The 25,822-nt window shown below is 31.5% G+C and carries 26 protein-coding genes and 1 tRNA gene; 12 read left to right on the top strand and 15 right to left on the bottom strand.

Annotated features, from left to right (window positions below):
- Nucleotides 1-4: 4 nt before the first annotated feature.
- The 4 genes from Z054_RS0101815 to pdxA all read right to left on the bottom strand — a co-directional run bounded on the left by Z054_RS0101815 (nt 5) and on the right by pdxA (nt 3,155).
- Complete coding sequence (locus tag Z054_RS0101815) at nt 5-1,000, bottom strand: beta-ketoacyl-ACP synthase III (RefSeq protein WP_024768394.1); 996 nt, start codon at nt 998-1,000, stop codon at nt 5-7.
- Between the two features lie 173 nt (nt 1,001-1,173).
- Nucleotides 1,174-1,371: a 50S ribosomal protein L32 gene (gene rpmF / locus Z054_RS0101810; RefSeq protein ID WP_024768393.1), complete on the bottom strand. Its 198-nt coding sequence runs from the start codon at nt 1,369-1,371 to the stop codon at nt 1,174-1,176.
- Nucleotides 1,372-1,378: 7 nt separating this feature from the next.
- Nucleotides 1,379-1,921: a YceD family protein gene (locus Z054_RS0101805; RefSeq protein ID WP_024768392.1), complete on the bottom strand. Its 543-nt coding sequence runs from the start codon at nt 1,919-1,921 to the stop codon at nt 1,379-1,381.
- Nucleotides 1,922-2,096: 175 nt separating this feature from the next.
- Entirely contained in the window at nt 2,097-3,155 is a 1,059-nt protein-coding gene (gene pdxA, locus Z054_RS0101800) for a 4-hydroxythreonine-4-phosphate dehydrogenase PdxA (RefSeq protein ID WP_024768391.1), read from the bottom strand.
- An 87-nt stretch (nt 3,156-3,242) separates the two neighbouring features.
- Here pdxA and Z054_RS0101795 point away from each other — a divergent pair, with 87 nt between their 5' ends.
- Nucleotides 3,243-3,830 (top strand): riboflavin synthase, encoded by a 588-nt coding sequence (locus tag Z054_RS0101795; RefSeq protein WP_024768390.1) that lies wholly within the window; start codon nt 3,243-3,245, stop codon nt 3,828-3,830.
- Nucleotides 3,831-3,967: 137 nt separating this feature from the next.
- On the opposite strand, the gene Z054_RS0101790 is transcribed toward Z054_RS0101795, so the two are convergent.
- Nucleotides 3,968-4,225, bottom strand: a complete 258-nt coding sequence (locus Z054_RS0101790) for a hypothetical protein (protein WP_024768389.1) — start codon at nt 4,223-4,225, stop codon at nt 3,968-3,970.
- A 375-nt stretch (nt 4,226-4,600) separates the two neighbouring features.
- On the opposite strand from Z054_RS0101790, the gene Z054_RS0101785 reads away from it, so the two are divergent.
- Nucleotides 4,601-4,939 carry a hypothetical protein gene (locus Z054_RS0101785; protein WP_024768388.1) on the top strand — a complete coding sequence of 113 codons (339 nt, stop codon included), beginning with the start codon at nt 4,601-4,603 and terminating at the stop codon, nt 4,937-4,939.
- A gap of 106 nt (nt 4,940-5,045) precedes the next feature.
- Here Z054_RS0101785 and Z054_RS27715 read toward each other — a convergent pair whose 3' ends face one another.
- The 3 genes from Z054_RS27715 to Z054_RS0101770 form a co-directional block, all read right to left on the bottom strand.
- The gene (locus tag Z054_RS27715) at nt 5,046-5,576 is read right to left on the bottom strand and encodes an aminopeptidase (protein ID WP_262482413.1); all 531 of its coding nucleotides are present in this window, start codon (nt 5,574-5,576) and stop codon (nt 5,046-5,048) included.
- 104 nt (nt 5,577-5,680) lie between these two features.
- Nucleotides 5,681-5,902, bottom strand: a complete 222-nt coding sequence (locus Z054_RS0101775) for a hypothetical protein (protein ID WP_024768387.1) — start codon at nt 5,900-5,902, stop codon at nt 5,681-5,683.
- 35 nt (nt 5,903-5,937) lie between these two features.
- Nucleotides 5,938-6,189, bottom strand: a complete 252-nt coding sequence (locus Z054_RS0101770) for a hypothetical protein (protein WP_024768386.1) — start codon at nt 6,187-6,189, stop codon at nt 5,938-5,940.
- A 421-nt stretch (nt 6,190-6,610) separates the two neighbouring features.
- On the opposite strand from Z054_RS0101770, the gene Z054_RS0101765 reads away from it, so the two are divergent.
- The 4 genes from Z054_RS0101765 (at nt 6,611) to Z054_RS27710 (ending at nt 11,392) form a co-directional block, all read left to right on the top strand.
- Nucleotides 6,611-8,254 (top strand): helix-turn-helix domain-containing protein, encoded by a 1,644-nt coding sequence (locus Z054_RS0101765; RefSeq protein ID WP_161635230.1) that lies wholly within the window; start codon nt 6,611-6,613, stop codon nt 8,252-8,254.
- A gap of 90 nt (nt 8,255-8,344) precedes the next feature.
- Nucleotides 8,345-8,503 carry a hypothetical protein gene (locus tag Z054_RS31525; protein ID WP_161635229.1) on the top strand — a complete coding sequence of 53 codons (159 nt, stop codon included), beginning with the start codon at nt 8,345-8,347 and terminating at the stop codon, nt 8,501-8,503.
- Nucleotides 8,504-8,672: 169 nt separating this feature from the next.
- Entirely contained in the window at nt 8,673-10,703 is a 2,031-nt protein-coding gene (locus Z054_RS0101755; RefSeq protein ID WP_024768384.1) for an alpha/beta hydrolase family protein, read from the top strand.
- A 65-nt stretch (nt 10,704-10,768) separates the two neighbouring features.
- Complete coding sequence (locus tag Z054_RS27710; protein ID WP_051473642.1) at nt 10,769-11,392, top strand: serine hydrolase domain-containing protein; 624 nt, start codon at nt 10,769-10,771, stop codon at nt 11,390-11,392.
- Here the strand turns inward: Z054_RS27710 and Z054_RS27705 are convergent.
- Entirely contained in the window at nt 11,342-13,246 is a 1,905-nt protein-coding gene (locus Z054_RS27705; RefSeq protein WP_035090303.1) for an AAA family ATPase, read from the bottom strand. The genes Z054_RS27710 and Z054_RS27705 overlap by 51 nt on opposite strands.
- Nucleotides 13,243-14,607, bottom strand: coding sequence for a DNA phosphorothioation system sulfurtransferase DndC (dndC, locus tag Z054_RS0101745; protein WP_174412242.1), 1,365 nt, complete (start codon nt 14,605-14,607; stop codon nt 13,243-13,245). Before dndC ends, Z054_RS27705 begins: the two co-directional genes overlap by 4 nt.
- A gap of 525 nt (nt 14,608-15,132) precedes the next feature.
- Here dndC and Z054_RS0101740 point away from each other — a divergent pair.
- On the top strand, nt 15,133-16,665 hold the full coding sequence (locus Z054_RS0101740) for a pentapeptide repeat-containing protein (protein ID WP_024768382.1): 1,533 nt from the start codon (nt 15,133-15,135) through the stop codon (nt 16,663-16,665).
- A gap of 196 nt (nt 16,666-16,861) precedes the next feature.
- Here the strand turns inward: Z054_RS0101740 and Z054_RS0101735 are convergent.
- Nucleotides 16,862-16,935, bottom strand: a tRNA-Ile gene (locus tag Z054_RS0101735).
- A gap of 142 nt (nt 16,936-17,077) precedes the next feature.
- The gene (gene mce, locus Z054_RS0101730; RefSeq protein WP_024768381.1) at nt 17,078-17,500 is read right to left on the bottom strand and encodes a methylmalonyl-CoA epimerase; all 423 of its coding nucleotides are present in this window, start codon (nt 17,498-17,500) and stop codon (nt 17,078-17,080) included.
- Between the two features lie 63 nt (nt 17,501-17,563).
- Here mce and rbfA point away from each other — a divergent pair, with 63 nt between their 5' ends.
- Together rbfA and Z054_RS0101720 are read left to right on the top strand one after the other, a co-directional pair.
- Nucleotides 17,564-17,956, top strand: a complete 393-nt coding sequence (gene rbfA, locus Z054_RS0101725; RefSeq protein ID WP_024768380.1) for a 30S ribosome-binding factor RbfA — start codon at nt 17,564-17,566, stop codon at nt 17,954-17,956.
- A 119-nt stretch (nt 17,957-18,075) separates the two neighbouring features.
- Complete coding sequence (locus Z054_RS0101720) at nt 18,076-19,278, top strand: ABC transporter permease (protein ID WP_024768379.1); 1,203 nt, start codon at nt 18,076-18,078, stop codon at nt 19,276-19,278.
- Nucleotides 19,279-19,432: 154 nt separating this feature from the next.
- Here Z054_RS0101720 and dusB read toward each other — a convergent pair whose 3' ends face one another.
- Nucleotides 19,433-20,425, bottom strand: coding sequence for a tRNA dihydrouridine synthase DusB (dusB, locus tag Z054_RS0101715; protein WP_024768378.1), 993 nt, complete (start codon nt 20,423-20,425; stop codon nt 19,433-19,435).
- A gap of 349 nt (nt 20,426-20,774) precedes the next feature.
- Here dusB and lepA point away from each other — a divergent pair, with 349 nt between their 5' ends.
- Nucleotides 20,775-22,571, top strand: coding sequence for a translation elongation factor 4 (gene lepA / locus Z054_RS0101710; protein WP_024768377.1), 1,797 nt, complete (start codon nt 20,775-20,777; stop codon nt 22,569-22,571).
- Nucleotides 22,572-22,677: 106 nt separating this feature from the next.
- Nucleotides 22,678-23,754: a hypothetical protein gene (locus Z054_RS0101705; RefSeq protein WP_024768376.1), complete on the top strand. Its 1,077-nt coding sequence runs from the start codon at nt 22,678-22,680 to the stop codon at nt 23,752-23,754.
- 5 nt (nt 23,755-23,759) lie between these two features.
- Here the strand turns inward: Z054_RS0101705 and Z054_RS0101700 are convergent, their stop codons facing one another.
- Nucleotides 23,760-24,572, bottom strand: a complete 813-nt coding sequence (locus tag Z054_RS0101700) for a Cof-type HAD-IIB family hydrolase (RefSeq protein ID WP_024768375.1) — start codon at nt 24,570-24,572, stop codon at nt 23,760-23,762.
- 176 nt (nt 24,573-24,748) lie between these two features.
- Here Z054_RS0101700 and Z054_RS0101695 point away from each other — a divergent pair, with 176 nt between their 5' ends.
- Nucleotides 24,749-25,171, top strand: a complete 423-nt coding sequence (locus tag Z054_RS0101695; protein ID WP_024768374.1) for a secondary thiamine-phosphate synthase enzyme YjbQ — start codon at nt 24,749-24,751, stop codon at nt 25,169-25,171.
- 145 nt (nt 25,172-25,316) lie between these two features.
- On the opposite strand, the gene Z054_RS0101690 is transcribed toward Z054_RS0101695, so the two are convergent.
- A complete protein-coding gene (locus Z054_RS0101690) occupies nt 25,317-25,757 on the bottom strand; it encodes a hypothetical protein (protein WP_024768373.1) in 441 nt (146 codons plus the stop codon).
- Nucleotides 25,758-25,822 lie beyond the last annotated feature (65 nt).

The raw sequence follows: 25,822 nt of genomic DNA, 5'->3' as shown, positions 1-25,822 counted from the left end.
TTGTTTAGGAATTATAGGCCCATTTAAGATAAATAGACCCCCAAGTAAAGCCTCCACCGAATGAAGCAAATACTATGTTATCTCCTTTTTTGAGTTGTTTTTCGTAATCGTGTAACAGTAATGGTAATGTGGCTGAGGTTGTATTACCATATCGTTGGATATTCATAAGGACTTTATTCTCATCTAGCTCCATTCTTTTGGCTGTAGCGTCAATGATACGTTTATTGGCTTGATGTGCAATAAGCCAATTTACATCCTGTCCTGTTAAATTATTACGTTCCATAATCTTAGAACTGGCATCTGCCATGTTAGAAACTGCATATTTAAATACAGTTTTTCCGTCTTGTTGAACAAAGTGCTGCCTTTTGGCTATAGTTTCTTCTGATGGAGGAAGGATAGACCCTCCAGCTTCAATTTTTAAGAACTCTCTTCCGATACCATCGGTACGAAGGTATTCGTCTTGATGTCCTAGACCTTCATAATTGGGTTCAAAAAGAGCTGCGCCACCACCATCACCAAAAATGATGCAAGTGGTACGATCAGTATAATCAATAATAGAGGACATTTTATCTGCTCCTATTACTAATACTTTTTTATATCTTCCTGATTCTATATAACTGGCGGCGGTAGACATTCCATATAAAAAACTGGAACAAGCGGCCTGTAAGTCATAAGAAAAAGCATTAACGGCTCCGATTTTTGAAGCTGTATATGCTGCTGTTGCAGCAACTGGAAGATCTGGAGTTGCAGTTGCAAAAATCACCATATCAATCTCTTTAGGGTCGAGATTTTTTTTAGCGATTAGATCTTCTGCTGCTTTTATACCTAAGAAAGAAGTTCCCTTATCTTTATCTTTTAGTATTCTGCGTTCTTTGATACCTGTACGACTGGTTATCCATTCGTCGTTAGTTTCGACCATTGTTGCTAATATATCATTAGATAACACATAGTCTGGCACGTATGCACCTACAGCGGTGATAGCGGCTGTGATTTTACTCATATCTTAGTTTTAGTTTCACAAACTATAGCATAAAAATGCGCTCAAAAAGTTGTCGAAATTACTAAATTATACACAAATATGGCGCAAAATAACGGGATTTTGACACATATTCAACTAAAAACAAAAAAACTCTCACATTTGTGAGAGCTCTCTTTAAAATTTTAACAGTATCCTTACGCTACTTCTTCTTCAGTATTGTCGATAACAATTTGACCACGATAGTATAATTTACCTTCATGCCAATGTGCTCTATGATATAAATGCGCCTCTCCAGTAGTTGGATCAGTAGCTATTTGTGGTACAGAAGCTTTATAATGCGTTCTTCTTTTATCTCTTCTTGTTTTCGATATTTTTCTCTTAGGATGTGCCATTGCTTAGCTATTGTTTATCGTTTAATAAGTTTTTTAATTTATCCCAGCGAGGATCTGTCTCCTCATTGTTATTTACTATTGTTTTTTCTTTTGGACTTAATTCTTCTAATTTTTCAAGTATGTCTGATTCTAATGTTCCGTTCTCAACACCAGGATGAACTCTTTTGGATGGCATAGCCAAAACAATAAGCTCATAAATATATTGTTGAACGTTTACTTCATAATCCCCATGAGGAATAATAAGAAGCTCTTCATTTTCATCATTATATTCGTCTCCAAACTTCACTACCAAAAAGAATTCATTTTTAATAGGTAAGTCAAAAGGTTCATTGGTGAGATCACAATTTACATTTACAGTTCCGGTTGCTTTAAATTGAAGTTCTAATAAAGTCGCTTTTTTATTAAACTCCATATCAACTTTTACTGCAGATGAATTAAACTCATCATACTCAAAATGTTCAAAGAACGCATTGTCAATTTGATACTCAAACTGGTGTAATCCTTGCTTCAGTCCAACAAAAGGAATAGTATACTCTTTAAGTTGTATCATTTCATCATCAGTTTCAAGTGCCTATCAATTTGATAAAGGCGGGTGCAAAGATAATAAAAATTCGTTATGAAAGTATTTTTGTAAACAAAATTATATCAGATTGTTAGTGATTAATTAGGTTTGTGGATTATGGTAATAGGTTTGAGAACTACTTTCATACTTAATTCCTAACCTATCATGGCTTATTTTGAGGTTTACGAGGTTGCCTTTTTAGAGGGTTTTTGGTTAATTCGTTATACTCATTTCTATTTTTGAAAATCCTTAATGCAGCAAAAACAGCTTCTTTAAATGAACTATTATCGGCCTGGTCTTTCCCAGCAATTTCAAAAGCAGTACCGTGATCTGGAGAAGTGCGAACTTTATGTAAGCCTGCAGTATAATTTACTCCTTTGCCAAAAGAGAGTGTTTTAAAAGGAATTAATCCCTGATCATGATATGAAGCTACAACAGCATCAAAAGCTTTATAATTATTAGAACCAAAAAAACTATCTGCTGCGTAGGGTCCATATACTAATATGCCAGATTCATTAATTTTTTGGATCGTTGGCTTTAATACATCTTCATCTTCTTTGCCAATTACACCGTTGTCTCCACTATGAGGATTGATTCCTAGTACCGCGATCTTTGGTTTTGAGATACCAAAATCCTGTTTAAGCGCGTGATGAATAGTGTCTATTTTTTGTTCGATCAATTCTGGTGTTATAGTATCGGCAATATCCTTAACGGCAACATGATCAGTAAGTAATCCTACTTTTAGATCATCGGTGATCATAAACATAAGGCTATTTCCTTCTAGTTCCTGATCCAGGTAATCGGTATGTCCCGGGAATTTAAATTCTTCAGATTGAATACTGTGTTTGTTAATAGGTGCGGTGACCAGCACATCAATTTGATCATTTTTTAAAGCTTCGGTTGCAGATTTAAGTGATTTGATCGCGTAGCTTCCTACTTTTTCATCTTCTTGCCCAAAATTAATACTAACGGCTTCTTTCCAAACATTAAGAACATTTATTTTACCATCCAGAATTTGAGATGTCTTATCTATACCATGAAGGTTTATGTTGCTAGTATATTGTTTTTTTAAGAAAGAAAGAATTTTTACCGAGGCAAAAATTACCGGAGTACAAAAATCTAACATTCGCGAATCTTCAAAAGTTTTAAGGATAACTTCACTTCCTATTCCGTTAAGATCACCAATAGAAATCCCTAATCTTATTTTTTCTTCTTTCTTCATTATATAAACTACTTTATCAGTATTTTTGAAATCTAAAATCAGACTTCAAACTTCAAGGTCACAAATTTAATTAAATAATTCGCATTTATGTTTACAGGAATCATCGAAGAATTAGGAATTGTTACTTCTTTACAAACTAATAAAGAAAATCTGGATATTACAGTACGTGCGAATTTTACCTCAGAATTGAAGATTGATCAAAGTATAGCGCATAATGGAGTTTGTTTAACAGTGGTGTCTATTAATGAAGATATGTATACAGTTACGGCGATCAAAGAAACGCTGGATAAGACCAATCTTAATACCCTCGCAGTTGATACTGTTGTAAATCTGGAAAGAGGAATGAAATTAGGAGATAGGTTAGATGGACATATTGTGCAAGGACATGTGGATCAAACTGCAATTTGCACGGCAATTACAGAAGCTGATGGAAGTTGGTACTTTACTTTTGATTATGATCCATCACTAAATAATATCACTATAGAAAAAGGATCGGTAACAGTTAATGGAGTTAGTTTGACTGTGGTTAATTCTAAAAAGAATGAGTTTAGCGTTGCTATTATTCCATATACATATGAACATACAAACTTTAATACTTTTAAAGTAGGCAGTCTTGTTAACCTTGAGTTTGATGTTATTGGTAAATACGTAAAACGAATTACAGAGCTAAGATAGCTTACTATATATTTATTACCAGTAGATGTTTTAACTTTCCTTAATTACCTTATTCCTGATAAAGAAAAGGCTAAAAGAATTTATAATTACTTATTCGTAATAAATAATAAGGAAGGTTGAAAGAAGTAGAATGGCAACTATACCAATTCTACTTCGTTAAATTTAAAAAGTGAAACCCTGTTTCTTCCGATCTTTAAGAGTACTCCTCCCAGATCACTTAAAGTAGCGCAGGATTCGAAATCCAATACTTTGCCAAAATACTGGCTTTTTGCATCAATTACTTTATACCGCATAATTCTAGATTTGATTAATTTTCCCAATTTTTCGTTATCGTAGTTCTTTCCCCAAAAAACATACCATACCGTATCAAATTCAAAAGTAAATTTAATAGACATGCTTGGTTTTTTAAAATAAACTTATCAGGTTTTATTAACAACAGTTATTGGTTTTAATGATTAAATAACTGTAGGTCAAATAGTTAAATATTGTTTGGTTTTCGTTGTATTCTTGTTTTTTTAGGTAAAAAATTGAAAAATAAAGACATAAAAGTGAAATATTATTATTGGAATCATTCCTAATTCCGTATTTTTGTATTGGAATTATTCCTAATAAGGAATATGGATTATGAATTAAAATTTTAAGATTTACTTAAGCTTTTTTTGGTTAATCTTTTAAAGTTCTGGCATACGTTTTGCAAAAACAGAGATAACTTCGAATCGTATACTTATGAGAATATGAATACTTAACCTAGTGCAAATTACTCTTATGTTATGAGTGGTATTAACTACGAAATACAAAATAGAAAATTACAATCGTATAAGCATACTTTTGATTATGACTTCTGCAAAAGAAAGTATGATGAGTATGCACATATGACATTGGATGAATTTAGAGAATGTTTAAAAGATGCCCAAAAACTGGGAGAGATAGGTCATTTGTGTTGTTTTATTCTATGGGTAAAAAATAAGGCCAAGTATGAGTATCGGGATAGCTTAGGTGATTATGGATTAATTCACTTATTATTTCATTGCCTGGAAAATAAACACCATGCAGAAGTGCACGCCGAATATATTCACATGTTATTTAAGGAAGACATTAAGTTGGTATAGTTTCCTTTCTTCTAAAACAGTGGTAAAAGAAGAGTAATTTTACGTTTCAGTATATCTAAATAACAAATAATATCATCTACGATTTATTTTGCTAATCTTTTGTGTATTATATAAGAAACTTTCCATTTTCATAGATCAGTTTTTCGTCTGCCAATATCTTACCTCCTTGCGTCATATCTGTAATCATATCCCAATGAATGATAGATTTGTTTTTAGCTCCAGTTTGAAAATACGATTGTCCTACCGCCATATGTATAGTACCTCCTATTTTTTCATCAAATAAAATGTTTTTTGTGGCTTGCTGTATATTGTAATTGGTTCCAATAGCTACTTCTCCAAAATAATTAGCTCCGGGAACTTTAAATATGTCATCTAATAGTTCTTGTCCTTCTTCTGCTTTCCAGTCTATAATTTTACCATCCTTAACTGTTAGTGTAATTCCCTTCACGATATGACCTTCAAATACAGAAGGTAAACTAAAATATGCTGTTCCGTTCACGCTATCTTCAATTGGCCCGGTAAATACTTCTCCACTTGGCATGTTTGTTCGCCCGTCTGAGTTTATCCATTTACGTCCTTTAACACTAAACTGTATGTCGGTTCCTTTGGTGATGTACTGTACCTTGTCTGTAGATATATAAATTACTCCTGCTTTTCCTTTTTTACCGTGGTATATATATTATTATTTAGTCTTTTTTTGGTACCCTTATCTTCGAACTGACTTCTGACTCTCGACTCTTTTCAATGTTCATTACAATTATGAGGTGAATTACGTATGTTTTTCTCTATTCGTTTTAGGGTATTTGCATGTAAGGCTATTTCACCATCTGTAATGGTTATTGGGGGATTCATTTTAGATAGCACTTTTTTAACCTCCCCTATAGAACTATTACTCCATAATGCAATTTTGCTATCCGTACGTTTTTTTTGATCAAGGTTTAAATTATTATAATAAGTGTGCATAAGTAGAAAAGTTCTGGATTGATCCTTTGGTAAACTCAGGAAGTTGGGGTACTACACAAACCATTTTTGGGGTTAAGCAATAATATATTACGTGCTTTATAAATCAATTGTATGGCATCATCTATAGATGTTCCTTTACTGTATAGTTTATCAATCCAATTATACAATACCATCTCATAAGGGGTATGATGTGCCAGGTTATACATAAAAGTATCCATTTTAAGGTGTAACATTTTTAAGATATCGGACATGAACTTGTGTTTGCTGTTATATTCTATATATTCCATGTTGGTTGTTTTTTGTTGAGTCAAATATAACGGGGAGAATTGCGTTAATGCAAGGGAGATATATCGAGATTGATGAATATCGTGATCTATTTTTATAAATCTCGAGTAATACTCTGTTTAAATTAAGAGCTTAACAATAAGTCATTTATAGGTGTTTTTAAAGTATTAAGAATATTATATTTACAACTTCAAAATCTGAACTTAGGCAATACACATTTATTTTATAAATATTTATAACTCTATTTATTAAAAAACAATGTTCCCTAATATTCTGAAAATACTTGAGAAAGTAAAACTAAAATATTGGAAATTTTCAATGAAAAAGTACCAAAAAGAAATAGCAGTATTTTTGACTTTAGGGTTATTAACTCTTAGAGTTTATAGTTGTTTTGCATATCAGGAGAAATCAGAATATTTGGTTTTGGATTCATTAAAAAATAAAACATTTGAAGAATTAGAAAAGGGATTTAACCATAACAAAAAAAGAAATGATTTTAACTTAGCTAAATTATACCTAAGTACATATTTAAAAAAAGCTAAGAGACTTAATAGGAAAATGAAAGTTGTAAATGCTTATGAGTTATATTATAAAATAAATCGAAACAAAAGTTCATCATTAAATTATGCTGATAGCATAATCCAATTAACTATTGAAATCAAAGATAGTCTTTACCCAGCAAGAGGCTTCTTTTTAAAAGCTGCCTACTATTATAGAAATGGAAAATATGATTTAGCTTTAGATAATTATCTCAAAATGGATCAATATGCAAAGAAAAACAATAATCTTTTTCAACAATACAAAGTAAAACATTCTATAGGGTTGTTAAAAAATGCCAGTGAAGAAGAAGATCAAGCTCTCCAACTTTTTAAAGAATATTATGATTTCATTAAACATCATAAAAAGACCCACCAAAGAGAGTATTTAGTTTCTCTTATTGCTTTGGCAGATGCTTATAGTAAAATGGATGATTATGATTCTGCAAAAAAAATTGCTGAATTAGGAATTGCTGAAAGTGAAACATCTGGAGAAAAATTACATTCTTCTTTTCTTCTGATATTAGGAATCGTTAATCATGCAAATAAAAACTATAATGAAGCAATTGATGCTTTTAAAAAAGCTGAAAAAGAGCAAATAAGAAACAAAAAATATACAAATTTAATGGTAACTTATCTTCATTTAGGTAAAACATTAAAAGAACAAGGTTTAGAAGGGAAAAGTATTAAGTATTTAAAAAAAACCGATTCAATAGGGTTAGAAAAAAGTCTTATTTTTCAAGAAATGAGACCTACCTACGAACTACTTATTGATTATTATAAGAAAAATAATAATAAGGAGCAACAATTAAAATATATAGAGCGATTATTACATGTAGATAGTGTGTTAACTAAGAATGAAAAAACATTATCTAAAAATATTTTGACAAATTATGAAACTCCACAGCTAATTTTAGAAAAAGAGTTAATTATAAGTCAATTAAGAAATAAGCAAAAAAGAGCCTATATTCTTGTCTGCATTTTTGTAATAATAGCTATAAGTTTTCTAATTGTAATTTATCGGCTTTACTTAAAACATAAAACTTACCAAAAACGTGTTGATAAATTACTACATAGTAATGTTAAAAGTACTAACCACAACATAAATGTGAAAAGTTTTCAAAGTACAGATTCTGAAAAACTGGGTATATCAAAATCTGTAGTTGAAAATGTTATTTCAAAACTAGAACTATTTGAAAAACATCATTCTTATCTCTCCAACGATATAACCTTAATTAGTACTGCAAAAAAGTTTAAAACTAATTCATCATATCTCTCTAAAATAGTCAACTCATCTAAGAATAAAAGTTTTAGTAACTACATTAATGATTTAAGAATTGACTATATAATTGAAAAGCTAAAAAAAGATAAAAAAATTAGATCATATTCAATCAAAGCAATTGGAAATGAAATTGGCTTCAATAATGCTGAATCTTTTTCTAAGGCATTCTATAAGAATACAGGTGTTTACCCTTCTTTTTTTATAAAAGAGCTTAAAAAAAACAAACAGAATTATGGTCGACATTCATAAATATCGACCATAACTAAAATTATTAATAATTCTAAAAGTATAATTTTTGTTAAGTTTGACGATGTATAATTATTAAAAATGAATATTGAAATGAAAGATTCTAACACAAAAAAAATAAAAGATTCTAAAAAAAATTTAACCTTAGAAAAATTACATATCAGTAAAATTAATAATCCCAAAATAATTAGAGGAGGAAGTGATTGTCCGGATCCAGAAAATAGTACTATACTTACTGATGAAACCATGTGATTTTTTAAAAAGTTTCGATTCACAGAGTTAAAAAACCAGAAACTTTTTAATTTTATATTTTAGAAGAACAATTAAGAGTTAATGACTCTTAATTGTTTAAATCTTTTAAAGACAGGTGTAAAAAACACCTGTCTTTATCGCTCATAATTTATTAAAAATTAAGAACAGAATGAATAATTTAGTCTTTAAAAAAACAATCAGTTCGAATTTAATTATATTAGCAATAATAATTCTAGCTTACAATAATTTAGTTTATGGGCAAAAATCTACAATAGAAGTTGGATATCCAGTTGAAGAATACTTATCCCAAATAAATATCTCAAATATTTCCATATCTCCAAATGGGAAATATATAGCTATTGTTACGAATGAAAATGATTTTAAGGAAAATAAAATTCAAAAAAGATTATGGCAATATGAAATTGATGAAAAAGATAATGTAATTGCTAAAATAGAAGTCCCAATATTTAAAAACACAATCTCACAACTAAAATGGACAAGTAATAGCGATTTTTTATTATTTAAATCAAAAGATAATATAGGTTACAACTTATTCAAAATATCTCCTAAAAACCCACTTATTATTACTCCTGTAATTAATTCAAAAGAAAGGTTAAAGAAATTATACTCTTATTCAGTACTTGATAATAATCAAATTGTTTTTTGTGAAAAAATTTCCGTGATAAAGCCTAAAACCAATTCAAGTTTCATTAAACTTCCAAAAGAGAACTTAATTAGACATACGGTATTTAAAACCTTTAAGTTAGGGTCAAAAATTATAGATTCTTTATTTACCATTAAAGCAAATGTTTCATATTTTGAAATTTCACCAAATAAAGAAAATATAGTATACTCTAATTATAAAACTAAAAGTTATTTTAGTAATGATGTTTATTCTGAATCCCACACTTATATCATTAATAGTAAAAATGGTTCATTAATAAAACAATTGACAAAAGATATGGTTTGGGATCGATCACGATGGTTTACAAACGATAAAGTAATCTCTATGTTTACTGGAGATCCACAGAAAAATAAGAATAATAGATCTTTTGATCAATTATATTTTATAGGGTTAGATAATAATACAAAGAAATTGATTAAAAACTTTAAAGGTAAAATACAAGGTTTTGTCACATTAAAAGATAAAACAGTTCTTATTAATGCTGAAGAATCTACGTCATCAAACCTTTTTATCTATAAGGAAGATTCTTTTAAAAAAATAAGTGATTTTAAAGGGACTATTAATAATTTTACGACGAATAATAACGAAAAAAAACTCTTCGCTTTTTCTATGGTTAAAAATGACTCATTTGAAGAAGTATATATAGCTAGGTCAACAGAAGGGTTGAAAACTCCAATTAAAATAACTAATTTTAATGAAAAACTAAATAGCTACCCTAAACCTGAAATAGAAAAAATTATTTGGAAAAATTCAACTGGAGAGACTATTGAAGGTGTACTTATGTGGCCTCCGGGTAAAAAAGGGTCTAAAAACTTACCTTTTGTTGTTGACATACATGGAGGGCCCATGTCAAGTAGATCTGAAGCTATTACAGTTAATAAATTACAATATTATTATTTCGCCTCCTTATTAGCTTCTAAAGGTTTTTTAGTTTTACAACCTAATTATAGAGGTAGTACAGGTAGAGGACAAGAATTTGTTGATGCTATTATCGGAAACCCTAAAACTAAACCAACAGATGATGTCTTGAAAGGTGTTGAATATGTAATAAATGAAAAGTGGGTTGATAGAAATAGAATGGTAGTTAAAGGGGCTAGTTATGGAGGGAACTTAACTAATATGATTATTGGAGAAACAACTTTATTTAAAGTTGCGTTAACCAGTTGTGGGATATGGAATGAAATTGCAAATTTTGGCACTAATGATGGGGATGTAAATAAAAATATTCTTTTTAATAATATAAAAGTATGGGAAAACCCTACGCTCTACAGAAAAGAAAGTGCTATCTATAATGCTACGAAAATAAAAACGCCTACTTTGATTACTCATGGCGAAAAAGATTCGCGAGTGCCTACAAGTAATGCATATGCGATGTATTATACTTTAAGAGATTTGGGTGTAAAAACAGAACTTCTAATTTTTAAAGGAGAAGGACATGTATACAGGAAACCTTCAAACAAATTAGCTAAAGTGAAAGCTGAACTAGATTTTATTAATAAATACATTAACTTATAAAATCCTAGATCAATTTTACTGATATAATTATCCAAAATAAAAATCCATATTATATCAATCGTTTAATGAAAACATCAGTTCTTTTATTTGTTTTGAGTTGTTTATTCATCGCTTCATTAAGTTCCTGTAAAAACAAACAAACAGTAACTAAAGCTACACTATTACAAACTCAACTCGATTCTTTGTATACTAAACAGTTTCCAAATCCTGATCAACCTGGGGGTACTGTTTTAATTAAAAAAGGAGAGAAAACCCTTTTTTTACATAGTTATGGGGTTGCCGATATGCAAACAGGAGATAAAAACACAGAACACACCTTATTCAATACCAGTTCAATCTCTAAGACTTTTGTAGCTAACGGTATTCTAATATTACAGCAGCAAGGTTTATTGTCAATAGAAGACTCTATAGTTAAATATTTTAATGATTTTACCAATCAAGAGATTGCTAACAAAATAAAGATTAAACATTGGTTATCTCATACATCGGGAATACCTGATTCTCGTAAAGTATCACAAAATCGAGAGTTTTATCTTACCGCTAGAGATACACAAAATTTTGCTCCTCTTAAAAAAGTAGATAGCCTTTATTTTGAGCCAGGTGAGCGTTTTAAGTATTCTAACCCTACTTATAATGGTTTAGAACTCTTTAATAATATTTTTAGAGTGAAATTTATCAAATTTCTGTAACGGGCTATCAATAAATACGGGAAACTTAATGCCAGATTCGTCAACCAATGCTTTTAACAGTGCTGTAGCATATAATTGCTGTTCTCCTTTAGACAAAGAATCTTTATCTATAACATTACCTTCTTTATCTAATAAATCAATATCCATAATGTCTTCTTTGATGTTTACCCTTACATCTATAATGAAATCATTCTTGTGCATTAATCTTTTAAGACCTAAAATCATAGACCTCTGTAATGAGAATTTTTTGTCTTGCTTAATTTTCTTAATAACATCATTAATTTTTAATAGTAGTTGTTCAGTGACTTGGTGTTTTTTTCTATCAGTTTTAGCCAAATTAAAGTTCTTTTCATATTCTGAACGTACTTTTCTTGTTGAAGAATGATTTGTATTAAGTCCTCCTAATTCTTCTATAAGCTTATTTTTCTGCTCAATAAATTCCTGAATACTTTTTTCCGTTTCAGCTTTTTCTTCTCTAAATTGTTTTGCTAATGGCTTATCTTTTCGAGCTTCGGCTTGTTTTATTTTATTTGTAACTCTTGACAGTAGTACTCTGTTGTTTTTCTCTTCCTGAACAATAGCATTAAACTGACTTACATAAGTCGTTTTGATATTTGTGTAAATGGCTTCAAAATCTCTAAATCTTTCTTCAGAAAAATCTAACAATACTTTTTTATCATTTTCAGAAGTATTTTTCTTTTTGAATTTAGTTTCTAATGATAGATTGAGAGCTTCTTTAGCTTTCTTCTTTGAATCAGTGTCTAAGATTAGAGCATCAATGTTTTCAAGTACACTTTTTGAAAAAGATTCTATTTCCTTTCTCAATAATTGAGAATTTAATACTCCATTTAGGACATTACTTTCTAGAGCCAATTGATCATGAAGTTTTACCAATTGTTTTCCAGCAATTACAAGAGGAACTATATCTAAAAGCTTTTTAAGTTTATTTTTGATTCCAATAGATTCTTCTTTTAGAATATTTCTTTCAGATTTTAATTCTTTTAATTCTTCTAAAGTGATAGCATTTCCTTCTCTGATTAACTTTTCTTGAAGACTATCACTTTTACTCTTTAGAATAGTAATTTGTTTATCAATATCATCTCTTTTATCTTGATTATGATCGATACGTTTTTGAAGTTCTTCTTCTTTAGAAATTAAATCATCTAATTTGGATTTTTCGAATTCAGATCCGCCTCGTCTTCGAAGTTTTGAAAGTAATACTTCAAGATTATTTTTAAGTTCTTCATACTTTTTAATACCCAATACTTCAGAATACGCCTTACTCAAACTCTTTAATTCGCTATTTGATTTAGCTTCGGCAAGAGAAACTATTTTTTCTGCATCAAAAAAGAAGAATTTGGCTATCTCTCTAGGTAAAATAAAGTCATCGATAAAAACCTCGTAACCTACGTCTTTGGTTAGTTCATTTTCATCTCCATCTATTAAGATAATCAGGTTTTCTTCTTCAGATTTTAAATCAAAAGATCTTTTTATAGTTACAGTTCTGCAAGGGATAGATGGTATGAATAAATCTTGTAGTTCAACTTCAACAGAAAAGTTAGAAATTTCTGAATCATTTTGCTCGAAATCTCTTTTTACACTTCGATTAATCAGTGATTTCAAATACTTTTCATAACCACCAGAATTTTTAATGTCTTTTTTGTATTTATCTTCAACTTGAGCCATTAGTTTTCCATAAAAAACCCAAATTAAAGAAGTCAAAAAAGTTGTTTTCCCAAAACCATTTTTCCCTGCTATTATACTGATGTTTTTTTCTCCATTAGAAGGGAATATTAACTTGTTTTCACCTTTGTATATTCTGAAATTTGTTAAGTTTATTTTACTTATCTTCATATTTCGTTATCATTTACAAAAGATTCTATTCTGTTTTCTACATCATTGTGTAAACCATATTTAGAAATCATCAATGTCTTAGTTTCTTGTAAAGAAATTAAATTATCTATTAGATGGTAATACTGAATATCATCCTTACAGACATCTTTCAAAATCCTTCTCTCAGTATTATCAAGCGATTTAATGTTATTTGTACTTATCTCTTTATTATAGATTTCTCTGTAAATCTCCCCTACGTTATAATCAAATATCATATCTCTACTCCAAGTTACTTGAATAGCGATTAATTCTTGATTTGTAATCAGTGTTATATGAGGTCTTTCCTTTTGAATTTCCTTTTGAAAAGTAAGCAAATCTTTAAGAATAGAAGCTCTGTATTTTGGGGTATAATTTCCATTGAACGTACCATCCTCTCTAACTGCTTTTTGCCCATTTCTTCTTGTAGACATTCTGTTTTCACTAACATTTCTCTGTTCAACAAGGTCATTTCTAAAATCAAGAAGAGGTTTCATCCAATGTTGCCCATTCTCTACTAGTGAAGACATGGATTTGTCTTTTTTAACGACAGTACAAGTCCAACATCCAAATCTGCTTTGCCCGCAAGATTTGTGTTCTTCACTTGTTACCACAGTGGGGCATTCATAGTCATCTGCACTCGCATCAGAATAAATTTGAAAAAGGATGGAGTTATCAAAACCCCAAGGAGAAGGAACCACATTGATTATATACCAAATTTCTTCAAGCATCATTTCTTTAATGGGAGCATATACATATGTATTTGCAGTGGCTTCATGTTTTGATAATCGTTTACCTTCTACTTCATGCTTTCGCATCGAACGTTCTCTAGCAGCGCTTTCTTCATATCTTGTGCCCAGTAAAACAATAGCTTCTCCTTTTCGATCTATTTGTTCTAACAAGAAATTTGAGGTAGGTTTGATTTTTAGCTTAGTAGTACACCATCTAAATGCATTATTAGGCACAGGATATCCTTTGCCTATTACATTAATCCAATAGGTTTCTTCAAGCTTAGGAACTGTTTTCTGAACAAAAATAGGTAACCCTTGATCTCTAGCACTTTCTTGTATTTTATCAAGAACATCATCTACATAACTAGAAATTATTGGATTTTCTACCATTGTATCATTGGAAACTACATAAACTGGCCTTCTTAATTGATAAGGATACGGCATTTCTTTACGAATCCTTTCTAGGGCTATCCATACTAGAGTCAAAAGTACTGTTGAATCTTTCCCTCCACTAAAACCAATAATCCAAGGTCTTTCAGAAGTATCAGTATATGCATATTGATCAATGATTTCTGGTATAATCCCTTCTACTTTTTTGCTTTTTATTTTCAACATTATTTATCTCCAAAACTTTTTCTAAAATTAATCCAAATGTCTTTGATTAAAGACTTTATCAAAGTTTTGTTATTAAAAAATTATAAACATTTTAGATTTAATTGATCGTTTTTTTTACACAGCCAACATAAGTAATTATAGATCATAAACAAAGGAAGATAAATAGAATTTGTAAATTGAAGTTTAACTATCAAAATTGTGATTTAAAATGTTTGATTTAAATAGTATGAGATCACTTCGTTATACAGAATCCAACTGGATTAAGTTTGAAGTAGAAAGTATCTATTCTCATCTAAGTTTGTCTTGATTAGAGTAGATTGATAGTGTAGATTTATGTAAAAAAACAAGAAATATGATAACGTTATTCCTGTTGAAAAAGATTCTCATTTAATTTAGCTTGCTTTATATCTATATTGCTGACCTTGTAAATAATGTTTGTTTTTCTGCATCTATTTTTACTATATTTATATTCTAATTTAATTACCCTTCGTCATAATTATATTTTTTAATTAACATCTTGTTGTTTTGGGCGAAGAGAAATCAAACTACAGAGAATTAGAATCTGAAAATAAACTTCTAAAATCTAAATTAGAAGATGTTGAGCAATCCAAAAAAAGAAAAACAGGTACAATTAAATGGATTATTAGGCAAGGAGTCTCGATTTTTGTTGGGAAAGGTTTAAAATCTGCCATTAAACAAACAATTGAAGAATATAATACAGAAGAAAAAATTTCAGTTGATTCAATTTCTAATCTAGGCACACATGTTATTTGGCGATTGACGAGAGTTGGAATATTTGCAATAGTAATAGGTTTGATTCCTACTTGTTTTCTAATTATTCAGACTCAATATCTAGGGAAACAAAATGAAAAAATTGATAATCAGAATGTACTTATATGTAAACAGAATGAATTGATTAATAATCAAAATATTAGACTGGAACAGCAAACATATTTGCAAGAAGCTGGCAGAAGAAGCTCTATTGTTTTTCTTTTTAGCAATGTGATGGATGCAATTGCTTCCGAATTAAGTAATAATTTAAACACCAAGAGAGAGCTATCAAGTCAATTAATTGGAAGAATTATATCATTGTCGAGAAGTTTAAAACCCTATAAATACCTTCAAAATGACTCATTAACTTTTCTTAGAAGTCCAGAAAGAGGTCAATTACTTATTAATTTGACAAATGCTAATCTAGGTCAAGAAACTTATTTAAAGATATTTGAAAGCGGAGATTTTTCCTATTCAGAATTGAAAAATTACACTTTTAAAAATAAAGACTTTGGGAATATCAAATTAGAGAATTCTGTTATGGATAATATTGCCTTTGAAGATTGTGTTTTTCAGAATCCTAACTTTAGTGGTTTATCTTCCGAATACATAAGATTTAGAAAGTGTTTTTTTGATAGTTTAAATTTGTCACGATCATTTATCAAAACAATCTATTTTAAGGATGTAATATCTAATGAATTGTCCTTTGATTATTCTTTGATTCGTTTGATGAATTATAGTACGTCTTTTTCAAAACGTCTGGAGTGTTCAGTTTGTTATATTAATAATTTCTCTTTAAAAGAAAGTTTCTTAGTAGAATTACACTTGTTTAATTATCGAGCTCAAAAAGAGGAGAAGAAGTTTTTAAGAAAGTTTAATATTGATAGATATAACCGTTGGGAGATTCCAGGAATTAGCAAAGACGCACAAAATTCTTCAGAATATTTTTTATTTGACAATTCGTATGTGATTGATGCAAGAGTAACATCTGATTTACTTCAAAATATTAGAAATCCCAATAAATTTCATTTTGATGTTTTTTATATACCTGTCGATGATAATAAAAAAATGGATATAATCAGTTTGCCAAGTTTTTTGAAAAATCAAGAATTTGAAATAAAGGAAGATGAAGACAATAAAAATAATTTGATAATAAATAATCCAAATATTGATGGTTCTATAATAGCGGAGAGGTTGAAAGCACTATATGAAGAAAACAATAAAAATAACCATGCTTCGTATAAAAGACTTTATCACCATGCTTTTGATATTTTCAATGAATTATAATTTTAATTCTTTGGATCAAGGCTTAAAATTAAATTACAAAGAATAATAATAAAGACTCATTTAGTTTGTGTTTAAGGATATTTGAGCCTGTATTAAACCACCAAAACCGAGCAAAAACCGAGCAAATTGTTGCAAAAAGGTATAAAAACAAAAAGAGTTACGAAATTTTATTATCGTAACTCTTTGATTATTAAGGTGGTCCCACTTGGGCTCGAACCAAGGACCCCCTGATTATGAGTCAGGTGCTCTAACCAGCTGAGCTATGGGACCTAAAACGGAGGGCAAATTTAAGGATTTGATATAAACACGCCAAACATTTTTCTATTATTTTAATAGTCTTTTATTCCTAAGCCAGATAATGGCTTTGATTCCTCTTTAAAAAAGGAAAAAAGAGCTATAAAAACGATAGTATTTATTTTGTAATATCCTGATCAATAGGTTTTTCCTGGCATAACTCTATTAAAACCCCATTTGTGCTTTTAGGATGAAGAAAAGCAACTAATTTATTATCAGCACCAGGTTTTGGTGTTTTATTGATTAATTGAAACCCTTCTTTTTCTAATCGATCCAGCTCTAGTTCGATATTATCGACATCAAAAGCGATGTGATGAATACCTTCTCCCTTTTTGGTAATAAATTTTCCGATAGGTCCATCCTCCCGGGTACTGGCCAGTAATTCTATTTTACTATCTCCCACTTTAAAAAAAGAGGTGATTACAGCTTCGCTTTCTACGGCTTCCTGCTTATATGGAGCGACTCCCAAAAGTTTCTCATATAATGTATTTGCTTGCTCGATATCTTTGACTGCAATGCCCAGGTGTTCTATTTTATTGATATGATTCATAATATACTTTTATCACTATGTGGCAAAAATACATATAAATTGTACTTTTGCACCATGGAAACAAACAGACAGAAAAAAATTGGAGGAGTATTACAACGGGATGTAGCCGATGTGATACAACTTGCATTACGTGAAGCGGGAGTACAGGGGATTTTGGTTTCCGTTACCAAAGTAAGTGTGACTACAGATCTATCTATTGCAAAAGTATATATGAGTGTATTCCCGCATCAGGAAGGAGAAAGAGTGCTAAAAGAAGTAAACCAGGTAAGATCACAAATAAAACATCAGGTAGCACAGCGTACCAGAAATCAGTTACGCCGTATGCCAGAATTATCCTATTTTATTGATGATTCTCTTGAGTATATTTCTAATATAGAAGAAGCTGTAAAAGGGAAAGAAGATCCGATTAATAATCCCGAACTTCTCGAAAAACGTAAAAAGAAGTAATTTTAGGTAGTGCCATAAAATAGAAAAATCATAGAAAGTAGAAGAAATAGAATTTTCTTTTCTCTTATCTTTATTGCAGAATTAAAATTTCATACATATCTAATGCTCATCATAAGGATTTGAATTTTTCATACTACATCGCAAAGCGATACCTGTTTTCTCCTGGTAGTAGCAATGCTATTAATATTATTACAATTATTGCTGCGACCGGTGTAGTCATAGGAGCGATGGCATTATTTCTTGTGTTATCGGGATTTGCAGGGCTTAAGGATTTTAGCCTTCAGTTTTCTTCATATTTTGATCCCGATCTTAAGATTTTTCCGTCAAGCGGAAAGACATTTACATTTACCGATACCCAAAAAGAAAAACTAGCTAAACTTGATGGGGTTGCCAATTTTTCTGAAATTGTAGAAGAGCGTGTTTTCCTAGAGTTTATGGATAAACAAAAGATGTCCTATATCAAAGGAGTAGATGCTAATTATCATAACGTTATTCATGCCGATAGTATACTGGTATTCGGGGATTGGTTAACCAATAATGATTTTCAGGTAGTTGCGGGTAATGGCATTAGCAGGGAACTTAATATGGGAGTTGAGCAAACGTATACAAACCTGCTAAGTATTTATGTACCAAAACCGGGTAAAGGTATTCCCAGCGACCCATCAAAAGCATTTAGATCAGAGAAAGCAGTAAATATTGGGGTGTATAGTGTAAATGAAGAACTTGATAAAAAATATATTTTTGCAACTACGGGATTAGTACGAAAATTATTGGAATTACCAGAAGATAAAGTGACTCATATAGAGCTTAAACTATCACCACAAGCTAATGAAGAAGTAGTGATAGATGAATTACAGCAGATTTTTGATCATAATGTGATTGTAAAAAACAGGGTACAGCTTAATGATACATTGTATAAGATGTTAAATACCGAGAATTTAGTATCCTATCTGGTGATCACGTTGATTGCCATTATTGCCCTGTTTAATGTCGCCGGAGCCATTATTATGATGATTATCGATAAGAAAAACAATGTAAAAACACTCTATAATGTGGGGGCTTCTCTGCCGAGTATCAGAAAAATATTTTTGTTTCAAGGTTCACTTATGACCGTTTTGGGTACAGTATTAGGATTGTTATTAGGGTTTATACTTATTGTATTGCAACAGCAATTTGAATTATTAATGATCACACCTTCGTTACCTTATCCAACTCGTATTACCATGATTAGTTTTGTTGTGGTGTTTTTTACGATTACTATTATCGGTTTTATAGCTTCTCTTTTAGCTTCTAGTAGAATTAATCAGAAATTGGTGAATTAGTGTAGTCATTATTATAGATAAAGATATGGGTGTTCGGGCGGGCTATCCGTTTTTACTCCTCGATATGTTGATCTTTCGACTGGGCTCAGAATAGCAGCTTTTCTGTGGGGTAATCACTACTATCCCTAACACAATGCCTTTTGGTTTTTTAAAATTATACAAACTCAAATCCGGTGAATGTAGACTGTACTTCATCAAAAGCAGCAAATACATCTTCGGGGAGGTCACTGGTTACCATTTTGGTCCGATATTCTTTAAAATGAGGTATTCCTTTAAAGTAATTGGTATAATGTCTTCGGGTTTCAAAAACGCCTAATTTTTCACCTTTCCAATCAATTGCCATTTGTAAGTGTCTACGTGCTGCATTTACTCGTTCTTCTATAGTTGGTGGTGGTAAAAGCTTACCGGTTTTAAAATAATGTTTTACTTCCTTAAAAAACCAGGGATAACCAATACTGGCACGGCCAATCATAGCGCCATCAAGACCATATTGATCTCTCATTTCCATAGCACGCTCGGGTGTATCTACATCACCATTCCCAAATACAGGAATGTGCATTCTCGGATTGTTTTTTACTTCGGCAATAGGTTTCCAATCTGCATTGCCTTTATACATCTGTGCCCGGGTACGACCATGAATAGAAATGGCTTTGGCTCCCACATCCTGTAGTCGCTCTGCAACTTCTACAATTCTGATAGAGTCATGATCCCAACCCAATCTGGTCTTTACGGTAACAGGTAATTTGGTATGTTTAACCATGGCTTCGGTAAGAGAAACCATAAGATCAATATCTTTAAGAATTCCTGCTCCGGCACCTTTGCTCACTACTTTTTTTACGGGGCACCCAAAATTAATATCAATAATATCAGGGCCTGATGCTTCTACAATCTCAACAGATTTAAGCATAGAATCCAAGTTAGCTCCAAAAATCTGAATACCAACCGGGCGTTCTTTTTCATAAATATCAAGCTTCATGACGCTTTTGGCAGCATCACGTATTAGTCCTTCACTAGAAATAAATTCTGTATACACTACATCGGCTCCTTGCTCTTTACACAATGCACGAAAAGGAGGATCGCTTACATCTTCCATCGGGGCTAATAATAATGGGAATTCTCCTACATCTATGTCTCCTATTTTGGTCACAGCAACTATTTTTTTGGTAAAAATACAAATTCTTTAAGACCTCACAGGTCTCTGAGATCTGTGAGGCCTTATTTTTTTGAAATGAGTAAGATCTAAAAATACAGGGAGAGATAGTATAAAGCTTCTAAAATCGATTATATTTGCAAGTTATTAAGAGTGTGAAAATTGCGTTAGGGATAGGAGCAAGCTACCATGTAGCGCAGATAGCCCGCCCCATAATGTAATGACGGGTCACGCCCTAAAACGTATTGAAAAAGAAGAATGAGACCCATAATGGGTATTTAAAAATGATTGATATACCTTTATAAATGATTATGTTAGATTTGACGGTATACAAGAGAGAGACTACATGAAAAATATTAGAAATTTTTGCATTATCGCACATATTGATCACGGTAAAAGTACACTGGCAGATCGATTATTGGACTTTACCGGATCAGTAACCGCACGCGAAGCTCAGGCGCAATTACTTGATAGTATGGATTTGGAGCGCGAGCGTGGGATTACCATCAAGAGTCATGCAATCCAGATGGAATATACGCATAAAGGAGAGGAGTATATCCTTAATCTTATTGATACTCCTGGCCATGTTGATTTTTCATATGAGGTTTCTCGTTCTATTGCAGCTTGTGAAGGAGCATTGCTAATTGTAGATGCAGCGCAAAGTATACAGGCACAGACAATTTCTAATTTATACCTGGCTCTCGAAAATGATCTGGAAATTATTCCGGTACTCAATAAAGTAGATTTACCAAGTGCTAATCCAGAAGAGGTTACCGATGATATTGTGGATCTTTTAGGATGTGATGCAGAGGATGTAATTCCTGCAAGTGCTAAAACAGGAATTGGAATAGAAGAGATTCTTACTGCAATTATAGAGCGCGTTCCCTCACCAAAAGGAAATCCTGAAGAGCCATTACAAGCCCTGATTTTTGATTCGGTATATAACTCATTTAGAGGCGTAGAAACATATTTTAAGGTAGTTAATGGTGAGATTAAGAAGGGGCAACAGATTAAGTTTGTGGCTACCGGGAAAAACTATTTTGCTGATGAGGTAGGAACATTGAAATTAAATCAGGAACCTAAACAAGTAATCAAAACAGGTGATGTGGGATACCTGATTACAGGAATCAAAGATGCTCGAGAAGTAAAAGTAGGAGATACTATCACAGATGCTAAAACACCTACACAAAATGCAATCGAAGGTTTTGAGGATGTAAAACCCATGGTATTTGCAGGGATTTATCCTGTAGATACAGAAGATTATGAAGAGCTTCGTAATTCTATGGAAAAATTACAGCTTAATGATGCTTCTCTGGTTTTTGTACCAGAGAGTTCTGCAGCATTAGGTTTTGGTTTTAGATGTGGATTCTTAGGGATGTTACATATGGAGATTATCCAGGAGCGATTAGAACGTGAGTTTAATATGACTGTGATTACTACAGTACCTAACGTATCTTATCATGCGTTTACTAATAAAAATCCCGATGATATCATAATTGTAAACAACCCATCGGATTTACCTGACCCTTCTTCTATGAACAGAGTAGAAGAACCATATATCAAAGCTTCTATTATTACCAAATCTGATTTTGTAGGATCTGTAATGTCTTTATGTATTGAGAAACGTGGAGAGATTACTAATCAGACCTATTTAACTACAGAACGAGTAGAGCTTACTTTTGATATGCCATTGGCAGAGATCGTATTTGATTTTTATGATCGCTTAAAAACAGTATCAAAAGGATATGCGTCTTTTGATTATACGCCGATCGGTTTACGTGCTTCTAAACTGGTAAAGGTAGATATATTACTTAACGGAAATATTGTAGATGCGTTATCTGCATTATTGCACAAGGATAATGCTTATGATATTGGTAAAAAAATCTGTGAGAAATTAAAAGAATTAATCCCTCGCCAACAATTTGATATCCCGATACAAGCAGCAATTGGAGCTAAGTTTATAGCTCGTGAAACGGTAAAAGCTCTTCGTAAAGATGTAACAGCCAAATGTTATGGTGGTGATATTTCTCGTAAGCGTAAATTATTAGAAAAGCAGAAGAAAGGAAAGAAACGAATGCGTCAGGTAGGAAATGTAGAGATTCCTCAGGAAGCGTTTATGGCGGTATTAAAGCTAAATGACTAGAAATTTTGTTATCAGTTCCTTATAAATAGGTTCAATTTATTTGCTGTATAATTCAAATAAAGTGTCTATTATAGCGTTGTTTTTTTATAACTTAAGAATTTATATCATGCTAAAGCCCCAACCAAAGCAGAGCCTAAAGATCTTATCTTTTGTAGGTTTATTTGTTTTTTGTTTTTTATCCTGTAGTAAAGATGATACTACCGGCTCTACAGATACAGGAGTTGATCCTGATCCTGATCCATCAGGAGAACAAACTGTTTTTTCAGAAGATTTTATTTTAGGCAAAGACAACAAACTTATAAACTATGTTTTATCAGAAGCTGATTATAATAAGTTTATTGCCGGAAATGGTGATTTTGCTATGGTGTCTAAAAAGGTGTATGAGCATTTAAATGACAATTTTGATTTTATTTTTATACTCTCTGTTGAAACAGAACAACCTAATGATTTGTATTATGGAGTTACTCAAAAGGTTAAAAACGATGTAGAAGGTATAGGTTCGTCCATATATAATAATACTGCTGCATATGGATCTCAGGGTACATTGAAGAGTATTATTCATATGCCAAGGGCCGAATATATTAAAAATGGCCCCTTTTTACATGAAATAATGCATTATTGGGGGAATTATGATTTTATCCCAACTACGGTTGGTGGTCACTGGGGATATTCTAGCGTAGGAGGGCAACTTGGTGGTTTTGATGAACTTATTGATTTAGGAGGTAATAATTATCAAGGAAAACGGGATGGTGAAAATGGATTTGGAACTTTTGCTAATGGAGGAAACACATTGCCGTATGGTAATTTAGAATTATACCTTATGGGGCTAATAAAAGAAAGCGAACTCGAATCGATTCAAGTGGCTGAGAATCCACAAGCAGTAGCAAGTGGAGGTAAATTTGCAGCAGATAAAATTACAACTTTTACAGCAGCAGACCTTATTACAAAGAATGGAGCTCGTGTACCTTCTGAAGAGAATTCTCAAAAAAGCTTTAAAGGAATTACCGTAGTTATTTCTACTTCAAAATTAAGTGATGAAAGGATTGCATCTATTAATATGGATCTAGATAACTTTACTAAAAAAGGAACTCCTGATTGGGGTAATTTTTTCTTTAATTTTTGGCAGGCTACAGGAGAAAAAGCTACTATAGAGATTGATATTTCTCAGGCTAATATAAAATAGCAGATTTAGTTAGCTTTTTTGGCTTCAATCATTTTGTGTAACATATATTCTACACCATTGTCATTATTGCTCTTTGTCGAGTAATTGGCAATTGCTTTTATGTTTGGGTGGGCATTTTCCATAGCAAAGCTATACGTTGCTTTGGTCATCATTTCAAGATCATTGTTGTAATCTCCAAAAACCATAGTCTCTTCAGGTAATATATCATTATTTTTTTGCAACTGTTGTAGCGCATGACCTTTATTAGCGAGGTTATGAGAAAGGTCCAACCAGATTTCTCCAGACACTTTTACTTTCAATTTGTTTTCCAGATGTTTTAAAGCAGGATAGAGATATTCTTCTGCTCCCTTTTGATTACAAATTGCAATTTTGAGATATTGATCATCGATTACTTCAGAAAGATCTTCTACAATCTCATACCGGTCATAAAATTCACTAAACATATCGACAAAATCTTGTCCGTAGTCTTCAATATACCCTCGTTTTCTTCCGCAAACGATTACTTGTGAACCTTGTAATGTTTTAGTAATATCAAGGAGTTCCAGGTATGTTTTATGATCGATTTCTGTAATCTGAAGTTCTTTGTCTTGTTGCATGGTTAAAGCTCCATTTTCGGCAATGACATAAATGTCATCTTTAATGGGTTTTAGTTTATCAATAATACTATAGTATTGTCTTCCGCTAGCAGCAACAAAAGTTACGCCCAGGCTATTTAGCTCTTCAAAAAGCTCAAAAAAATGACGACTTACTTCACCTTTAGCGTTAAGAAGTGTGCCATCCATATCTGTAGCAACCATTTTGATTTGGGATAGATCCATAGTAGTGTATAATTTTAATTGTAAAGGTATTAGAGTTAGAATAAATACAGGGTATTATAACTGTAAAATTTGTATTAAATTGCTAGTAAATAAAGAGCTTTGATCGGTTTGATATTACCTGCCAAAGTAAATTAAATACTAATTAAAAAAATCCCGAGTCGTACTAGGACAATACCATGAAATTTTTTCAAAAAGAAATACAATTACCATCATATCCCAGAGGGTTTCATTTGATTACTTCTAAGATTCTTGCCAAGATACCAGAAATCAAACAGATACGAATGGGACAATTACAAGTGTTTATTAAGCATACATCTGCTAGTCTTACTATAAATGAGAATGCGGATCCCACAGTACGACAGGATTTTGAAAGTCATATGAATATTATGGTTCCAGAAAATGCTTCGTATTATATTCATACCTACGAAGGGCCTGATGATATGCCTGCCCATATCAAAGCTTCTTTGATGGGTACTTCTGTTTTGATTCCTATTACTAACGGAGAATTAAATTTGGGAACATGGCAAGGTATTTACCTCTGTGAACATAGAGATTCTGGAGGCCCCAGAAAACTGGTTTTAACAGCTTATGGATCTTAGAGACTATAAGTTAATCGAGATTACTTCTATAACAAAACCATTTTGGTTTTATACTAATTAAACTTGTCATTCTAGCGTAGACCAGAATGACAAGCATTATAGGTTTTTACAAGCCTAGTTTAGCTATAATTAAAACACTTTTGATTTAGAACCATTGTGCCCAAGGTATTCTTGATAACATAAGAATCCAGGCAATAGTATAGAAAATAGCTAGCATTTTAAACTTAGGTGTAGAAGTAAGTTTCTTTTTATGTTTAGAGTATCCCATTGTGATAAAAACAATGGTTAAGATCATTACCATAGGATGCTCTACATTATATAATCGTAAAGTAGCGTCCTTCATAATTTCTCCCATTTTGTGAGTTCCCGAGAACCAAACTACAAGAGGGGAAACAAAGAAGATAATAATACCGATTAAAAGCTGAATATGGGTAACGATAAGCGCAAATAGAGAGACTCTAAAATCTTTTGGAGCATATTCTCTTTTGGTAAAAAATCCAGCTAGGGCATTAATAGTTGCTAGTGTAACGATAAGAACAACAAGATAAGCCCAATATGAATGGACGATTTGAATAGCTTCGTACATAAAATGATGTGTTTAATTTTTTCAAAGGTACATATAATGCATAAAAAAGCCTCATCCTACGAGCA

This window comes from Aquimarina macrocephali JAMB N27 (assembly GCF_000520995.1).
Lineage (GTDB): Bacteria > Bacteroidota > Bacteroidia > Flavobacteriales > Flavobacteriaceae > Aquimarina > Aquimarina macrocephali.
Note: the sequence above shows the minus strand (reverse complement) of the source record. Positions and strands in the feature narration are given on the sequence as shown.

Excerpts from the sequence above, each read along its gene's own strand:
- Z054_RS0101815 (WP_024768394.1), bottom strand. The coding sequence starts at position 1,000 with ATGAGTAAAATCACAGCCGCTATCACCGCTGTAGGTGCATACGTGCCA.
- rpmF (WP_024768393.1), bottom strand. The coding sequence starts at position 1,371 with ATGGCACATCCTAAGAGAAAAATATCGAAAACAAGAAGAGATAAAAGA.
- Z054_RS0101805 (WP_024768392.1), bottom strand. The coding sequence starts at position 1,921 with ATGATACAACTTAAAGAGTATACTATTCCTTTTGTTGGACTGAAGCAA.
- pdxA (WP_024768391.1), bottom strand. The coding sequence starts at position 3,155 with ATGAAGAAAGAAGAAAAAATAAGATTAGGGATTTCTATTGGTGATCTT.
- Z054_RS0101795 (WP_024768390.1), top strand. The coding sequence starts at position 3,243 with ATGTTTACAGGAATCATCGAAGAATTAGGAATTGTTACTTCTTTACAA.
- Z054_RS0101790 (WP_024768389.1), bottom strand. The coding sequence starts at position 4,225 with ATGTCTATTAAATTTACTTTTGAATTTGATACGGTATGGTATGTTTTT.
- Z054_RS0101785 (WP_024768388.1), top strand. The coding sequence starts at position 4,601 with ATGAGTGGTATTAACTACGAAATACAAAATAGAAAATTACAATCGTAT.
- Z054_RS0101775 (WP_024768387.1), bottom strand. The coding sequence starts at position 5,902 with ATGCACACTTATTATAATAATTTAAACCTTGATCAAAAAAAACGTACG.
- Z054_RS0101770 (WP_024768386.1), bottom strand. The coding sequence starts at position 6,189 with ATGGAATATATAGAATATAACAGCAAACACAAGTTCATGTCCGATATC.
- Z054_RS31525 (WP_161635229.1), top strand. The coding sequence starts at position 8,345 with ATGAAAGATTCTAACACAAAAAAAATAAAAGATTCTAAAAAAAATTTA.
- Z054_RS0101755 (WP_024768384.1), top strand. The coding sequence starts at position 8,673 with ATGAATAATTTAGTCTTTAAAAAAACAATCAGTTCGAATTTAATTATA.
- Z054_RS27710 (WP_051473642.1), top strand. The coding sequence starts at position 10,769 with ATGAAAACATCAGTTCTTTTATTTGTTTTGAGTTGTTTATTCATCGCT.
- Z054_RS27705 (WP_035090303.1), bottom strand. The coding sequence starts at position 13,246 with ATGAAGATAAGTAAAATAAACTTAACAAATTTCAGAATATACAAAGGT.
- dndC (WP_174412242.1), bottom strand. The coding sequence starts at position 14,607 with ATGTTGAAAATAAAAAGCAAAAAAGTAGAAGGGATTATACCAGAAATC.
- rbfA (WP_024768380.1), top strand. The coding sequence starts at position 17,564 with ATGGAAACAAACAGACAGAAAAAAATTGGAGGAGTATTACAACGGGAT.
- lepA (WP_024768377.1), top strand. The coding sequence starts at position 20,775 with ATGAAAAATATTAGAAATTTTTGCATTATCGCACATATTGATCACGGT.
- Z054_RS0101705 (WP_024768376.1), top strand. The coding sequence starts at position 22,678 with ATGCTAAAGCCCCAACCAAAGCAGAGCCTAAAGATCTTATCTTTTGTA.
- Z054_RS0101700 (WP_024768375.1), bottom strand. The coding sequence starts at position 24,572 with ATGGATCTATCCCAAATCAAAATGGTTGCTACAGATATGGATGGCACA.
- Z054_RS0101695 (WP_024768374.1), top strand. The coding sequence starts at position 24,749 with ATGAAATTTTTTCAAAAAGAAATACAATTACCATCATATCCCAGAGGG.
- Z054_RS0101690 (WP_024768373.1), bottom strand. The coding sequence starts at position 25,757 with ATGTACGAAGCTATTCAAATCGTCCATTCATATTGGGCTTATCTTGTT.